We start from the raw sequence: 13,348 nt of genomic DNA on the forward strand, positions 1-13,348 counted from the left end.
AGGGGGAGGTGGCACGCGAAGCGTGACGGAGGGGGAGGCAAGCGATGCGGCTCGAAGGATCTCTACCCGGCCGCAGCAACGCCAAGCGCCTGCGAAAACAGATGACCCCGCCAGAGATAGCCCTCTGGCTGGCGCTACGAGCTAACGAAGAAGGCCTACGCTTCCGAAAGCAACACGCAGCAGGCCCCTATGTCCTGGACTTCTACTGCGCCCCAGCTCGACTCGCGATCGAAGTAGACGGCGAAGCCCACAACCACGGCAACCGCCCCGGACGAGACGCAACCCGAGACGCCTGGCTAGTTGCCCAAAACATCCAAGTCCTTCGCTACCCAGCCCGCGAAATGCTAGCCAACCTCGACGACGTCGTCCGCCAGATCACGTACACCGCACTCCAACGACGAACCACCATCGAGAGCTAATCGCCCCCTCCCCCTCCGACGCCTCCGGCGCCACCTCCCCCTAGCGGGGGAGGATTGTACCCATCGGTCGTTGGACGGCAGTTTTACTCCTAACCCAAATGACCACCGGAGCCGCGAACGATTCAGTGAAGCAGTAGAAATACGGACGTTTGGAAAGACGCGTCAGGGCATGATCTTATGATTAAGAGCCCAAGGGAGGCGGCTTCCCGTCAATGAGTAAGCGCACATCTCGTCGCATGAGCCAACCGGCGAAACCACTCGCATTTTGTCGGGATCGACTACCGTAAAGTCGTAGTCGTCCCCACACGAACTGCCCCCACAGGCCGCCCATATTAGCAATCGGGTCCTGCCGTTACCGGTGGTGCAGGCTATCCCGTTATGGTCTGAAAGCCCGTTAGACGCGTCCACCACCAAGTCGGCACCGCGCGGCGAATGAAGAACGACGCGGCCATCCGTATCGAGATTGAAAAAGCTGCCTGTCACATCAGTCACGCCCACGACCCGTACAACAGCAGGCCCACAGCCGCCTGTATAGGTTTGAGTAGTCTCAATCAATGTTGTGGGAAATGCATCACTAGGGTCAAGATGTATAGCCAGCGGGACATCAGCTTGGCCAACAGAAGCCAGGACGGCTGCGTAGATTAAGACACCTGATACCATCGATCCAACTCCGGCAAAAAGGCGATGCTCTACAGAGTGCCCTGTCACTCATCCTACACCGCTTTGCGACGCAATAGATCGAATGTTTAAACTGGATAACTAGCCTGCTCCAAACACGAAAAAGCCCGGCCTCTCTCGCGAGAAGCCGGGCTCTTCGATCACCTCCCGAAGGAGAGGATGCTTACTTGTCGATCTGGCTGACGACGCCTGCACCGACGGTACGGCCGCCTTCGCGGATCGTGAAGCGCTGGCCCACGTCCATGGCGATCGGTGCGATCAGCTTGATGCCGAGCGACACGTTGTCGCCTGGCATGACCATCTCGGTGCCCTCAGGCAGCTCGACGGTGCCGGTCACGTCCGTCGTACGGAAGTAGAACTGCGGGCGGTAGTTGGCGAAGAACGGCGTGTGACGGCCACCCTCTTCCTTCGACAGCACGTACACTTCCGAGTTGAAGTCGGTGTGCGGCTTGATCGTGCCTGGCTTGCAGAGCACCTGGCCACGCTCGACTTCGTCGCGTGCGACGCCGCGGATCAGCGCGCCGACGTTATCGCCAGCCTGGCCCTGGTCGAGTAGCTTGCGGAACATCTCGACGCCCGTGACCGTGGTCTTGCGGACGGTCGGGTGGATGCCGACGATCTCGACTTCCTCGCCAACCTTGACGATGCCGGTCTCGACGCGGCCGGTGACGACCGTACCACGACCCGAGATCGAGAACACGTCCTCGATCGGCATCATGAACGGCTTGTCGAGCGGACGCTCGGGCTGCGGGATGTAGTCGTCGACAGCCTGCATCAGCTCGGTGACGGCGTCGGCACCCAGCTTCTGGTTCGAACCCGACAGTGCGCAGGTAGCCGAACCCTTGATGACGGGGATGTCGTCGCCCGGGAAGTCGTACGAGCTGAGCAGCTCGCGGATTTCCATCTCGACCAGCTCGAGGATTTCCTCGTCGTCGACCAGATCGACCTTGTTCATGAACACGACCATGGCAGGCACGCCGACCTGGCGTGCGAGCAGGATGTGCTCACGGGTCTGTGGCATCGGGCCATCGGTCGCCGAAACGACGAGGATCGCGCCGTCCATCTGGGCTGCGCCGGTGATCATGTTCTTCACATAATCGGCGTGGCCCGGGCAATCGACGTGCGCATAGTGACGGTTGGCCGTCTCGTACTCGACGTGTGCGGTCGAGATCGTGATGCCGCGCTCGCGCTCCTCGGGAGCCTTGTCGATGTTGGCGAAGTCGACTGCGGTACCGCCGGTCGTCTCTGCCAGAACCTTCGTGATCGCAGCGGTGAGCGACGTCTTGCCATGATCGACGTGACCGATGGTGCCGATGTTGAGATGCGGCTTGTTCCGCTCAAATTTTGCCTTGGCCATTGTTTCCTACCTTCTGATTCGTATTCCGGTGCCACCCCGGGAACCGCGCGAACGCGGCCCAATAGCGGCTGTTAAAGCGTTGCGCCAGCCCCTGCTTGGGGAGAGGCCGACGCGGAAGTGAATTCCGCGTCGTCGGACTTCGGTCGTTGACCGAAGCCGGCCGGCCTTTCGGCGTCTCGGAGCCAGGTTACCCTGGCTCCGTGCGCCTCTGGCTTAGGCCAACTTCGCCTTCACCTCGTCCGCAACGTTCTGCGGCACTTCGTCATAGTGCGAGAACTGCATCGAGTAGTTCGCACGACCCTGCGTGAACGAGCGGAGCGAGTTCACGTAGCCGAACATGTTGGCCAGCGGGACCATCGCCTCGACCGTCTGCGCGTTGCCGCGGCTGTCGGTGCCCTGGATCTGGCCACGACGGCTGTTCATGTCGCCGATGACGTCGCCCAGATAATCCTCCGGGGTGACGACCTCGACCTTCATGACCGGCTCGAGCAGCGTGATGCCCGACTTCTGTGCGACTTCGCGCATCGCGCCACGTGCACAGATTTCGAACGCCAGTGCTGACGAGTCGACGTCGTGATACGCGCCGTCATACAGCACGATCTCGAAATCGATGATCGGGAAGCCGACCAGCGAACCCGACGCAGCGGTTTCGCGGAAGCCCTTCTCGATCGCCGGCAGATATTCCTTCGGAATGTTGCCGCCCTTGATCTCGTCCTTGAACGTGATGCCCGAACCGCGCTCGCCCGGCGTGACCTTGACCTTCACGCGACCGAACTGACCGGTACCACCCGACTGCTTCTTGTGCGTGTAGTCGACGTCAACCGGCTTCTTCAGATACTCGCGGTATGCGACCTGAGGAGCGCCGACGTTCGCCTCGACCTTGAACTCACGCTTCATGCGATCGACCAGGATCTCGAGATGGAGCTCGCCCATGCCCTTGATGATGGTCTGGCCCGACTCGGGGTCCGACGACACGCGGAACGAAGGATCCTCGCGTGCGAGACGATTGAGCGCGACGCCCATCTTCTCCTGGTCGGCCTTGGTCTTCGGCTCCACCGAAAGCTCGATCACGGGCTCGGGGAATTCCATCCGCTCGAGAATGATCGGTGCGTTCATCGCGCAGAGCGTGTCACCGGTCGTGGTATCCTTGAGACCCGCTAGAGCGACGATGTCGCCAGCGAAAGCCTCCTGGATGTCCTCACGGCTGTTCGCATGCATAAGCAGCATGCGGCCGACCTTTTCCTTCTTGTCCTTGACCGAGTTGGTGACCTGCGATGCGGTCTCCAGCTTGCCTGAGTAGATGCGGGCGAAGGTCAGCGTACCGACGAACGGATCGTTCATGATCTTGAACGCCAGTGCCGAGAACGGAACGTCGTCCGACGAAGGACGCTCGTCCGGCGTCACGCCGTCGAGCTTCAGACCCTGGATCGCGGGAACGTCGAGCGGCGAAGGCAGATAGTCGACGACGGCGTCGAGCAAAGGCTGAACGCCCTTGTTCTTGAACGCCGAACCGCAAACAACCGGGACGAACGCCATGCTCAGCGTACCCTTGCGGATCAGCTTCTTGAGGTCGGCGACGCTCGGCTCGTTGCCTTCGAGATAGGCCTCCATGAGGGCATCGTCCTGCTCGACGGCCATCTCGATCAGCTCGCTGCGATACTTCGCGGCCTTCTCGACCAGATCCTCGGGGATCTCGGCATATTCGAACTTCGCACCAAGGCTCTCTTCGAGCCAGATGATCGCGCGGTTTTCGACGAGATCGACCAGGCCCTTGAAGCCGCCTTCCATGCCGATCGGAAGATACAGCACGGCCGGACGCGCGCCGAGACGCTCGATGATTGAGTTCACGCAGAAGTAGAAATCGGCGCCGGTGCGGTCGAGCTTGTTGACGAAGCACATGCGCGGCACGCCGTACTTGTCGGCCTGACGCCACACGGTCTCGGACTGCGGCTCGACGCCGGCAACGCCGTCGAAGCATGCGACCGCACCATCGAGCACGCGGAGCGAACGCTCGACTTCGATCGTGAAGTCGACGTGGCCGGGCGTATCGATGATGTTGATAAGGTGCTCTTCGCCCTTACCTTCTTCGGCGCGCCACTTGCAGGTGGTCGCAGCCGACGTGATCGTGATCCCGCGCTCCTGCTCCTGCTCCATCCAATCCATCGTCGCGGTGCCTTCGTGCACTTCGCCGATCTTGTAGGACTTGCCGGTGTAATAGAGGATGCGCTCGGTCGTCGTCGTCTTACCGGCGTCGATGTGCGCCATGATGCCGATGTTGCGGTAACGGTCGAGCGGATGGCTGCGGGCCATGATCGTGCTTCCTTAAGGATATGGGGAGCCGAACGTGCCGGCTCCCCAATATATAGGTGTTTGCGTGACAGGCGAAAGACCGCCCGTCACACGGATAGCAATGCTAGGCTTCAAAGCCCGCTGTTACCAGCGGCAGGAAGCCCGCTGTTACCAGCGGTAGTGTGAGAATGCACGGTTGGCTTCCGCCATCCGGTGCGTATCTTCACGCTTCTTGACCGCGTTGCCACGGTTGTTGGCGGCATCCATCAGCTCACCCGACAGCCGTGCGGCCATCGTGTTCTCGCTGCGCGAACGCGCCGCACCGATCAGCCAGCGAATCGCCAGCGCCTGTGCACGCTCGGGACGAACCTCGACCGGCACCTGGTACGTTGCACCACCGACGCGGCGCGAACGGACTTCGATGCCCGGCTTCACGTTGTTCAGCGCATCGTGGAAAACGCCGATCGGATCGCGCTTGGCGCGGCTCTCGACGGTTTCGAATGCACCGTACACGATCAGCTCTGCGACGGACTTCTTGCCGTCCAGCATGACGCTGTTCATGAACTTCGACAGAACCTCATCCCCGAACTTGGGATCAGGCAGGATGACCCGCTTTTCGGGACGACGACGACGTGCCATTTTGTATTCCTTTTAAACTTCAGCCTTGATGATCAGATACCTGACCGGCTTACTTCGGACGCTTGGCGCCGTACTTGGAACGCGACTGACGCCGGTCCTTCACACCCTGTGTATCGAGCACGCCGCGCAGGACGTGATAGCGAACACCGGGAAGATCGCGGACACGACCGCCACGAATCAGGACAACCGAATGCTCCTGAAGATTGTGACCCTCGCCCGGGATGTAGCTGATGACTTCGCGCTGGTTGGTCAGGCGAACCTTGGCCACCTTGCGCAGAGCCGAGTTCGGCTTCTTCGGGGTCGTCGTGTAGACGCGCGTGCAAACGCCACGCTTCTGCGGATTTGCTTCCATCGCAGGGACCTTCGACTTGGCCTTCTGCGGATCGCGGCCCTTGCGGACCAGCTGGTTGATCGTCGGCATTGAAGCCTTCACCTTTCAAGTGGTTACTTTGCTGGAGCCATGAGGCGCCTGAGAATACAAAAAGGACCATAGGAACGCGGGAGCGCCCCTCAGGTCCTGGAATGCATCCAGCAATGTTCAAGCATGCCCGGCGGGAAACACTCCCGAAGAACAGGCCGCGCCTATAGGTCAGGAGTCGGTTGCGGTCAACGGGGCGGAATCGGCTTAGGTGAGAGTAGTTAGGTGGCGACGAACGCGGACGTGAAGCCGCTGACGACCACGCACGGGAGCCACTTTTCTCGATCCTCCCCCGCCAGGGGGAGGTGGCACCGCAGGTGACGGAGGGGGAGGGACACGTAACGATCGTTACCCCTTCCTCCCCCTCCGTCTGGCAAGGGCCAGCCACCTCCCCCTGGCGGGGGAGGATCGCAGCACCTCGTCTACCGCGATCGCGTCCCAAGCACGGCAAGCAGCGTCTTCTCGAATCGCGCAGGATCCTCGACCTGCGGCGAGTGGCCCAGCCCCTCGAGCATCACCAATTTTGCATTAGGCATTTGCTTCACCGCGCGCGGCGCGACCATCGGGATTGGCTCGAGAAACTGACGCAAGTTCGCCGGCGCCTGCGCGCGGCCGAAGGCGGTCTTGTCCAGCGTCCCGATTATCAAGGTCGTCGACGGCGTGATCCGGTACAGCTCGTGCGCGACCGATTGCGTCTTGATCATCTCGCTCGTCTTGGCCTGCGCGAGCGCAACGGTGTCGCGCCCTGCCCCCTGGTACATGCCCGCCTGCATCCAGACCCAGCGATCATAGGACGGCTTCCACACGCCGTGGTAATAGTTCTCGAGCTGGTACGCCTTGATCGACGCGTAGCTCGTCTTCTTCTCGTTCGCCCACAGCGTGTCGACGTCGGTATAGGGCACGCCCTCCTCGCCACGATCCTTCAGGCCGAGCGGATTGACGAGCACCAGCTTCTCGACCGACGCGGGGTACAGGATCGCGTACCGCATCGCGAGCATGCCGCCCATCGAATGCCCGACGATCGTCGCCCGCGTGATGCCGCGCGATTCGAGCAGCCGCTTGGTGAACGTCGCCAGCATCTCGAAGCTATACTGTGCCACGCGGGGCTTCGACGATTTGCAGAAGCCGATCTGGTCGGGGACGATCACCCGGTAACCGACCTCGCTCAGCGCCCGCGCGGTGCTGCCCCAGGTCGCGCCACAGAAGTTCTTGCCGTGGAGCAGGACGACCGTGCGACCATTGGGGCGCTGCGGCGCGATATCCATGAACGCCATCTGCGCAGGGCTGCCGACGATATCGACTTCCATCGTCTGAACCTGCCACGGGTAGGTGAAGCGTTCGAGCTGCAGCCCGAGGTCCGGCACCTGCGGAACCGGCCCCGCCCCCATGAGCAACGCCGCGACCGGCAGCGCCAGCATCATCAATCCCGCCTTCATACGATTACGCTTTCCTACATCCAACGAGACCGCTTAAGGTTAACGGGCAAACCATGCACCGTGCAACGCATCATCCTTACGATGACGGTTGCGGGGACCTCGCGGGACGAATTGCACGCGAGACGCTTGCCCTTCGCGAAAACGCTGGGTAAGGGGCGCGTCCGTGTAGGAGTGTAGCTCAGTTGGTTAGAGCGTCGGTCTCCAAAACCGAAGGCCCTCGGTTCGAATCCGAGCACTCCTGCCACCCCCTTTAAATTTCGATTTCGAACGCACCGTTTCACGCGGTGGCTTCACGCGTTCATCGCGATTGCAGAAAGTGCATTCCATAATGCAATTTTCGCAATTGATCTATGATGTGCTGCGATGCACAACGATCAGGCCTTTCAGGCATCCTCTCCTAAAAACTTTTACGGCCGGTCTTGTACCGGCCTTTTTTTTCGCCTGCGTTCGGCGCACACCTCGGGTGCCGTCGTCAAGCCGAACGATAAATAGAAACCGTGGGAGCGGAGCCGCCGGTCAAACCGGCACCGGCAAGACGATCGTGCGGGGGATCGAGTGACCCAAGCGCTCTCCCCCGCCACTTCGCGCAGCAGTTACGCTCCTCTCTACCGACACGCGCCCCGCCCCTCTCCTGCCGCGCACTTGCTTTCACCTGTGACGGCAGCTATCTGCCGCGCTTCCGACAGCGAGAACGGACCTGTCGCCGCGACCCTTCACAGGGAGCGGCTAGTGGGTCTATGTCTCGCATCTCAGTTTCTCAATCAGCGGGTTCGAAGAACATCGTGGCGAAGACGTCCCCCCTCGAATTCATCCAGCAGGTCCGCAACGAGACCGCGAAGGTCACGTGGCCGACGCGTCGCGAGACGGTCATGACCGGCGTGATGGTGGTGATCATGACGACGATCCTCGCGCTGTTCTTCCTGGGCGTCGACTCGATCCTGCAAGCGATCGTCTCCGCCCTCCTCAAACTCGCTCAGTAAGCAAGGTTCCGTCATGGCGCGCTGGTACATCATTCACGCCTATTCGGGCTTCGAGGGCAAGGTCCGCGACTCGATCATGGCCGAGGCGACCCGGATGGGTCTCGAGCAGCTCGTCGAGCAGATCGAAGTCCCGACCGAAACCACCACTGAGGCCCGTCGCGGCAAGAAGATCGCGGTCGAGCGCAAGTTCATGCCGGGCTATGTGCTCGCCAAGCTGAACATGAACGACGACGTGTATCACTTGGTGAAGAACACGCCGAAGGTCACCGGCTTCCTCGGCAGCATGGGCAAGCCGCAGGCGATCAGCGAGGCGGAAGCCACGCGGATGCTGAACAGCAAGGAAGAGGCCGCCGCTGCGCCCAAGCAGAAGGTCAAGGTCGACTACGAGATCGGCGATCAGGTCAAGGTCCTCGACGGCCCGTTCGCGACCTTCAACGGTTTGGTGGAAGAACTCGATTTCGACCGCAGCCGCGTCAAGGTTTCGGTGTCGATCTTCGGGCGTGCGACGCCAGTCGAGCTCGAGTTTGAGCAGGTCGAAAGAAGCAAGTAAGCCGCATAGCGGCGCGCTTGCGGCCGCACACGATTAGCCAGCGGCTAATCGCGAGACGGCCTCGACCGGCCGGCGGGCCAACGGCCCGGCCGACGACGCGGGATTTACTCCCGCGTCGCGTTTTTGGAAACGCCCAGCGTTCCGCGCATTCCCTTCGCGTTCCGTAGCCCTGACGAAAGTCAGGAATCAGAATTACAGAACGCTAGCCTGCTTGGCTCTGGGTCCTGACTTTCGTCAGGATGACGAGGTGGATGGATATAGGTTCCGCGACATCAACGGGACTCCATCAGCCACCACCCGTTCTGCTCCCTACGCTACATCGGAATACCATACTCGGGGCCTGATACGTCACCAAGTATAGGTTCCTGCAGGCCATCGTACACTGTGCATCTGGATCCGCTTTATAAAGCTACACGCCAAGCAGACCGAAAGCACTCAACTCTGGCCATCTAGCCAAGCCTCCAGCATATCGGAAAGCGGACACGCGTCCATATTCTAAGCAGAAACCGATCAAACGAGGCGATTGTTCACCGGCCTAAGCGACAGGCTCCTGGCTAGGCTTGCCATAAGCGACCTGGCAGTTGCTTGGCAAACAGTAGCCAAACGCGGCATGCTATGTGCTTGCGCAGAACAAGAGAGGAACATACGTATTGCACGGCGTGTGTCGTTGTGTTAGCGCGCTTTGCAACTTGACGGGGACAAAATGACATATTCGCCGGCTGTCGAATCTCGCCTGTCGAAACCTCAAGTGCATAAATTTGCCGAGTCGATTGCTCAGCAACTCAGCTTCACGGCAGGCGATGACATTCATGCTCTCATCGAGAGGATGGGTGGGGTTGTCCAGATTGAAGACACGCTGCTTACGGACCCGGAACACACCGGCAGTCTATACGTCGAAGGCCCATCCAAATTTAGGATTGTAGTCCCTTCGCATACCAGCCCGGAACGCGACCGGTTTACGGTTGCACACGAACTTGGCCATTATGTGCTTCACTATCTTTGGGCGAAGAAAAAGAACCCTGCCCTCCCAGATCGGGTTGTCGCTTTCCGCCGTGGATCAGAACGCATTGAGTGGGAGGCAAATTGGTTCGCTGCTGCATTCCTAATGCCCGAAGCTTCGTTCCGTTCAGTGTATGAAGAGAAGGGCGGCGACATTAGATCGGTCGCCGACAACTTCCTCGTTTCTACCGCTGCGGCTGAAGTTCGGGCCAAGGGACTGGGGCTAATTAATTGACGGTTCCGGTATGTCCGCCGTTTCTAGAGCCCCGTTTGCGCTTGTTCCTCAGCGCGGACATTGTGGGTTCGACATCACTAAAGCAGACTCGCGGCCGCCCAGGGGGGGCTGAGGAGGACTGGAAAAGCGGTCCGGTTTGGTTTTCGGCTATCCAAGGTTTTTACTTCGAAGCGGCTCAGGCGTTTCTTCAGCAATGGGCAGATCGAAAAGCGAAGAGCGAGCTTCCAGTAGAGCTGTACGGGGATGAGCCTGAATTTTGGAAGTCGATCGGCGACGAAGTTTTATTTGTAAAGGAACTGGGCGACCACCGCCAGATCGCTACTACGCTCACATGTTGGTTCCAAGCCGTCGACCGAATGCGAACCTTCCTTAAGGGGGAGAGCTCATCCCTTGATGTTAAGTGTACCGCTTGGGTAGCAGGATTTCCTTACCGTAATCGAGAGGTGGTTATCGGCAGATATCCGAGTGCCGCAAGTGAGCGCGTTGAGAACTATTACCAAGCCAGTGGCAACCTCCTCAACTCGATCTACACGGACAAAGACAGTACTGGTTTATCGGTGGACTACATAGGCCCCTCGATTGACACGGGCTTCCGCCTGACGGGTTTTTCATCGAGCCGTAAAATGGTGGTGAGTGTCGACGTTGCATACCTCATCTCGATGACGAGCTTCGACGGAGAAGTCAGCAGAATCGACTTGAACTACGATGGATCGCACACCCTAAAGGGGGTAATCGGCGGCGCGTCTTACCCGGTTTTCTGGATCAACATGAGTGGCAGTCACTCGCTCGCAGTCAAAGAAGATAAGTTGCGAGCGCAAACTATTGTAAATCGTGAGGATATCAGGGAGTATTGCGACGCCTTCTATAAAGAGTATGCCAGCTTTACCTTCCGACCTTTCATCAAAGGCGACGTGGGTCAAACGTTGGCAAAGATGCCAACGTGGTATGAAAATTACCACGCCCTGCTAGTCAAAAACTTTAACCTGCCAGACAATGAGTATGACGCCGAGGCGCCAGAACAAGACTTACCCGACGCAGACGCGGAGCAGGTAGTCGATCAAGAAGACTTCGACGAGCTACTCGTTGATATTGCTTTCGCCGATGATGCGGACCGTCCATCTTCCTTCGATGCGGGCGACGCCGTGCATCATCACAAGTTTGGCGACGGAACTGTAACAGCAGTTGACGGAAATAAGCTGGATGTCTTTTTCAGGAATGTAGGCGACAAGCGTGTAATGGACAGCTTTGTGACAGCTACCGAGCCTTTTTAATCTCAGCTCGACTCAGTTGGTGATGAGCTGAAGAAGCGTTACACAGGCGCACATCAACCCGCTCCGCTTTTTTCAGGCAGCTCATGCGCAGGTGGGCGACTTCCACCTTGCTGCTGATCGTGTGGACCTACCCAACGAAATGCGCTTGAGTTGACACGTGCCGTGACATGGGTGTCCTTCTCTTTCAGGCTGTTGATTTGGCGCACAGCTACATAAACAATAGTCCGCTTATGCGAACTGCCGCCGGAGAGCGGCCGTTTCGCATAAACCCTAAACCGAAACCGCTATATCCGCCCCTTCAGCCGCCACCCGCCGAACAGCGCCACGCTTGGATCGTGCGCCACCTTCGTCGGATCGGCCTTGCTCCAGCCGGTGACCTGATCGAGCGCCGGCAGGTGTACCGTCCTCGGCGCCGGATACGGGTTGGTCAGCGTCGGTTCGCCGCGTTCGTTACGGGCGGCTTCGGCGATGTCGAAGGCTTCGCGGGCGCGGGCTTGGCGGGCTTCGTACATTGCCGTCAGGCGGTAGCTGTGTGCGTCGCTCGATTCGCCGCGGCGGCGTTTGATGTGCGGTGGCTCTTCCTGGAGGTGGACCGTCCGGTTGTGCAGGTGGAGGAGCTGCAGCGCCTGGTTCGCGGTCATCGGCGGGATCGGTGGGGGAGCGTTGTGGCGCCATTCGTCATGGTCGTGCGAGCCTGGCAGGGTACCGGCCAACAGCGCGAACTCGACCGACTCGTAGCCGGCCGCGAGCGCGAGGCGCATCTCGCGGGCGAAGGCGGGGCTAGCTTTGCGGCGGGCGTAGAAGGCGGAGTGGCTGAACCCGGCGGCGGCGGCCGAGAGGCGGATATTGGCGGTGACGGAGAGCGCGGTGAGAAAGGCTTGCTCGGCGGCGTGGTCGAGGCGGTTGGCGGGCGGGCGGCGGAGCTGGAGACGGCCGTTGGCGGTTCTTGTCGTCGTGGGCGTGGTGTCGGCGCTTGGCGTTTGGGGCGAGCCTCTTCCACCCCCGACCTCTGGTCGGCGGTCCCCCTCCCCGTTCCGGGGAGGATCTTTGAGAGCGGCGGATGCTAGTGCCAGCGCGGCGTTCCATTTTGCGGCGAAGGCGGGGTGAGCGGCGCGGCGCTTGGTGAAGGTGGAGCGGTTGTAGCCTAGCGTGCTGGCGGCTTCGCGGGCGTTGCCGGTGCGGCGGAGGGCGGCGAGGAACGCGGCGTTCTGTGCGGCCTGGCGGCGGGTGAACTGGTCGGGGGTGAACGGGCGCGCCATCGCTAGTGGGTCTGCCTCGATATCCTACATTGCAAGGGGCTTGTGCTGGGGGCGTGGTTTTCGAGTTTGTTTCCCCGCGACGGCGGGGACCCAGACTGGGCTCGCGCCTTCGCGGGAGAACAAGGGAGCGCAGTCTTTAGTAGGATTGGTTCACGCGAAGGCGCGAGGGCGCGAAGAGAAGTCAGAGGAGCAGAAGATTCGGGGTTCGCGCGGAGGCGCGGAGACGCGGAGGAGAAGGGACGCCGAGAAGAAGGAGGGAGCAGGGTGTTGCCGCTTTGCGGGTTTTGGGGTATGGGCGCCGGCTTCCACCTTCACTGTTGGAATTGCGGGAGGTTGCCGAGAGGTAGCCGCCATCACCGCTAGGCTCACACAAAGAGAGTGACATGGCTAAAAAGATTACCGGATACATCAAGCTGCAGGTCCCTGCAGGCGAGGCAAAGCCCGCACCGCCGATCGGGCCTGCGCTGGGTCAGCGCGGCGTGAACATCATGGAGTTCTGCAAGGCGTTCAACGCCGGCACGAGCGAACTGAAGAAGGGCATGCCGATCCCGACCGTCATCACGGTCTATGCGGATCGCTCGTTCTCGTTCGAGACCAAGACCCCGCCAGCATCGTACCTGATCAAGGAGGCCGCTGGTCTCAAGTCGGGTTCGAAGGAGCCGGGCAAGGTCGTCGCCGGCACGATCAAGCGCTCGCAGCTGAGCGAGATCGCCACGACGAAGATGAAGGACCTCAACGCCAACGATATCGACGCTGCGACGAAGATCATCGAAGGCAGCGCCCGCGCAATGGGCCTCGAAGTGGTGGAGGGCTGAGAT

The 13,348-nt window shown here is 60.4% G+C and carries 12 protein-coding genes and 1 tRNA gene; 7 read left to right on the plus strand and 6 right to left on the minus strand.

Translation table 11 applies throughout. From position 1 onward, the window contains the following. The first annotated feature begins 44 nt into the window (after nucleotides 1-44). On the plus strand, nucleotides 45-419 hold the full coding sequence (locus tag C8J44_RS04820) for an endonuclease domain-containing protein (RefSeq protein WP_121903510.1): 375 nt from the start codon (nucleotides 45-47) through the stop codon (nucleotides 417-419). A gap of 841 nt (nucleotides 420-1,260) precedes the next feature. On the opposite strand, the gene tuf is transcribed toward C8J44_RS04820, so the two are convergent. The 5 genes from tuf to C8J44_RS04845 all read right to left on the minus strand — a co-directional run bounded on the left by tuf (nucleotide 1,261) and on the right by C8J44_RS04845 (nucleotide 7,236). Continuing rightward, a complete protein-coding gene (gene tuf, locus C8J44_RS04825) occupies nucleotides 1,261-2,454 on the minus strand; it encodes an elongation factor Tu (protein ID WP_031393767.1) in 1,194 nt (397 codons plus the stop codon). Nucleotides 2,455-2,667: 213 nt separating this feature from the next. Continuing rightward, nucleotides 2,668-4,764, minus strand: coding sequence for an elongation factor G (fusA, locus tag C8J44_RS04830; RefSeq protein WP_121903511.1), 2,097 nt, complete (start codon nucleotides 4,762-4,764; stop codon nucleotides 2,668-2,670). Between the two features lie 147 nt (nucleotides 4,765-4,911). Further along, on the minus strand, nucleotides 4,912-5,382 hold the full coding sequence (gene rpsG, locus C8J44_RS04835; RefSeq protein WP_031393769.1) for a 30S ribosomal protein S7: 471 nt from the start codon (nucleotides 5,380-5,382) through the stop codon (nucleotides 4,912-4,914). A 49-nt stretch (nucleotides 5,383-5,431) separates the two neighbouring features. Further along, nucleotides 5,432-5,803, minus strand: a complete 372-nt coding sequence (rpsL, locus tag C8J44_RS04840) for a 30S ribosomal protein S12 (protein ID WP_010164594.1) — start codon at nucleotides 5,801-5,803, stop codon at nucleotides 5,432-5,434. A 419-nt stretch (nucleotides 5,804-6,222) separates the two neighbouring features. Further along, the gene (locus C8J44_RS04845) at nucleotides 6,223-7,236 is read right to left on the minus strand and encodes an alpha/beta fold hydrolase (RefSeq protein WP_121903512.1); all 1,014 of its coding nucleotides are present in this window, start codon (nucleotides 7,234-7,236) and stop codon (nucleotides 6,223-6,225) included. Nucleotides 7,237-7,403: 167 nt separating this feature from the next. Between C8J44_RS04845 and C8J44_RS04850 the strand changes: the two genes are divergently transcribed. From C8J44_RS04850 to C8J44_RS04870, 5 genes are all read left to right on the plus strand, one after another. Then, nucleotides 7,404-7,480 (plus strand) — tRNA-Trp (locus tag C8J44_RS04850). Between the two features lie 538 nt (nucleotides 7,481-8,018). Next, nucleotides 8,019-8,216, plus strand: a complete 198-nt coding sequence (gene secE / locus C8J44_RS04855) for a preprotein translocase subunit SecE (protein WP_056047594.1) — start codon at nucleotides 8,019-8,021, stop codon at nucleotides 8,214-8,216. 13 nt (nucleotides 8,217-8,229) lie between these two features. Next, nucleotides 8,230-8,766: a transcription termination/antitermination protein NusG gene (nusG, locus tag C8J44_RS04860; RefSeq protein WP_055872668.1), complete on the plus strand. Its 537-nt coding sequence runs from the start codon at nucleotides 8,230-8,232 to the stop codon at nucleotides 8,764-8,766. A 703-nt stretch (nucleotides 8,767-9,469) separates the two neighbouring features. After that, on the plus strand, nucleotides 9,470-10,000 hold the full coding sequence (locus tag C8J44_RS04865; RefSeq protein ID WP_121903857.1) for an ImmA/IrrE family metallo-endopeptidase: 531 nt from the start codon (nucleotides 9,470-9,472) through the stop codon (nucleotides 9,998-10,000). Between the two features lie 35 nt (nucleotides 10,001-10,035). Next, nucleotides 10,036-11,271, plus strand: a complete 1,236-nt coding sequence (locus tag C8J44_RS04870) for a hypothetical protein (RefSeq protein ID WP_147453124.1) — start codon at nucleotides 10,036-10,038, stop codon at nucleotides 11,269-11,271. A 284-nt stretch (nucleotides 11,272-11,555) separates the two neighbouring features. On the opposite strand, the gene C8J44_RS04875 is transcribed toward C8J44_RS04870, so the two are convergent. Further along, nucleotides 11,556-12,530, minus strand: coding sequence for a hypothetical protein (locus tag C8J44_RS04875; protein ID WP_121903514.1), 975 nt, complete (start codon nucleotides 12,528-12,530; stop codon nucleotides 11,556-11,558). 383 nt (nucleotides 12,531-12,913) lie between these two features. Here C8J44_RS04875 and rplK point away from each other — a divergent pair, with 383 nt between their 5' ends. Continuing rightward, on the plus strand, nucleotides 12,914-13,345 hold the full coding sequence (gene rplK, locus C8J44_RS04880; protein ID WP_056047586.1) for a 50S ribosomal protein L11: 432 nt from the start codon (nucleotides 12,914-12,916) through the stop codon (nucleotides 13,343-13,345). The last annotated feature ends 3 nt before the right edge of the window (nucleotides 13,346-13,348 follow it).

It is taken from the genome of Sphingomonas sp. PP-CE-3A-406 (assembly GCF_003688625.1).
Lineage (GTDB): Bacteria > Pseudomonadota > Alphaproteobacteria > Sphingomonadales > Sphingomonadaceae > Sphingomonas.

Excerpts from the sequence above, each read along its gene's own strand:
- nusG (WP_055872668.1), top strand. The coding sequence starts at position 8,230 with ATGGCGCGCTGGTACATCATTCACGCCTATTCGGGCTTCGAGGGCAAG.
- tuf (WP_031393767.1), bottom strand. The coding sequence starts at position 2,454 with ATGGCCAAGGCAAAATTTGAGCGGAACAAGCCGCATCTCAACATCGGC.
- C8J44_RS04820 (WP_121903510.1), top strand. The coding sequence starts at position 45 with ATGCGGCTCGAAGGATCTCTACCCGGCCGCAGCAACGCCAAGCGCCTG.
- C8J44_RS04865 (WP_121903857.1), top strand. The coding sequence starts at position 9,470 with ATGACATATTCGCCGGCTGTCGAATCTCGCCTGTCGAAACCTCAAGTG.
- rpsL (WP_010164594.1), bottom strand. The coding sequence starts at position 5,803 with ATGCCGACGATCAACCAGCTGGTCCGCAAGGGCCGCGATCCGCAGAAG.
- rplK (WP_056047586.1), top strand. The coding sequence starts at position 12,914 with ATGGCTAAAAAGATTACCGGATACATCAAGCTGCAGGTCCCTGCAGGC.
- C8J44_RS04875 (WP_121903514.1), bottom strand. The coding sequence starts at position 12,530 with ATGGCGCGCCCGTTCACCCCCGACCAGTTCACCCGCCGCCAGGCCGCA.
- rpsG (WP_031393769.1), bottom strand. The coding sequence starts at position 5,382 with ATGGCACGTCGTCGTCGTCCCGAAAAGCGGGTCATCCTGCCTGATCCC.
- C8J44_RS04845 (WP_121903512.1), bottom strand. The coding sequence starts at position 7,236 with ATGAAGGCGGGATTGATGATGCTGGCGCTGCCGGTCGCGGCGTTGCTC.
- fusA (WP_121903511.1), bottom strand. The coding sequence starts at position 4,764 with ATGGCCCGCAGCCATCCGCTCGACCGTTACCGCAACATCGGCATCATG.